This window comes from Luteimonas huabeiensis HB2 (assembly GCF_000559025.1).
GTDB classification, from domain to species: Bacteria; Pseudomonadota; Gammaproteobacteria; order Xanthomonadales; family Xanthomonadaceae; genus Luteimonas; species Luteimonas huabeiensis.
Genome location: NZ_JAAN01000053.1, coordinates 1 through 1,216 on the forward strand (window position 1 = coordinate 1; position 1,216 = coordinate 1,216).

The window sequence follows — 1,216 nt, forward strand, 5'->3', positions numbered from 1 at the left end:
CTGCTGCTGGCCGCGCTGCCTTTGCAGGCGCAGGTGATCGGCCATATCGACGCCGTGTCCGCCGAGAACGGGGTGACGGGCTGGGCCTGCCAGGTGGGACACGCGGCCTCGATCGAGGTCCACATCTATGTCGGCGGCCCGGCCGGATCGGGGACCGGGCTGGGCAGCATCGCCGCTAATCGCGCCAGCGAGGCTGCCGTCGCGCAGCGTTGCGGCACCAGCGGCACGGCCTACCGCTTCGCCTACCCGCTCAGCGTGGCCGTGCGCAAGCAGTACGCCAACAAGAAGGTCTACGTTCATGGCATCTCGCCGACCGGCGGGTCCAACCTGACGATCCACAACTCCGGCCTGTATGGCGTGCCGCCGACGCTGACGCTCACCCGGCACTACGTCTATGACGCGCATCAGCAGCTGTGCAAGACCATCGAGCCGGAGACCGGGGCCACCGTGCTGACCTACGACGAGGCAGGCAACGTGACTTGGTCTGCGAGCGGGCTGACCGACGTCGTGTACTCGCACGCAGACTGCGCTCGCGATGCAGCCTGGAACTCCGGGCGGCGCGTTCATCGCCATCATGATGCCCGTAATCGGCTGACCAGCCTGGAGTTCCCGGACGGAAACGGCAACCAGACGTGGCAGTACACCCGCGATTCCCTGCCCAGCCAGGTCCAGACCTACAACGGCAGCGCTGGCCTCAGCACCAACGTCTACACCTACAACCACCGCCGGCTGCTGACGGGCGAGGCGTCGGGATTTGCTGGCGCGTCCTGGGGACTGGGGTATGGCTACGACGCGCATGGGGCGCTGGCCTCGACGACTTACCCGGACGGCTCATCGGTGGACTACGCGCCCAACGCGCTGGGCCAGCCGACGCGCGTAGGCGGTTACGCGTTCGGCGCGTCCTACCACCCCAACGGCGCTTTGGCCGGCTTTGTCTACGGCAACGGCGTGACGTGGTCCGCGGCGCAGAACGCCCGCGGCTTGCCGCATCTTGAGGAAAACGGCGCGGTACAGACCTATCGGTACGAGTACGACGCCAATGGCAATCCGACCAACATCCACGACTACACCCGGCCAAGCCACAGCCGGCTCCTGCTCTACGACGCCGCCGATCGCCTGGTCGGTGCCGGTTCGGCCAGCTTCGGTGGCAACGAGCATTGGCACCGCTTCGAGTACGACGCGCTGGACAATCTCCATTCCTGGACGCACGCCGGGG

Annotated in this window: 1 pseudogene; it reads left to right on the forward strand. The window is 67.3% G+C overall.

The features are described 5' to 3' along the window. Positions 1-1,216: pseudogene (locus Z164_RS21065) on the forward strand (hypothetical protein); the annotation flags it as partial.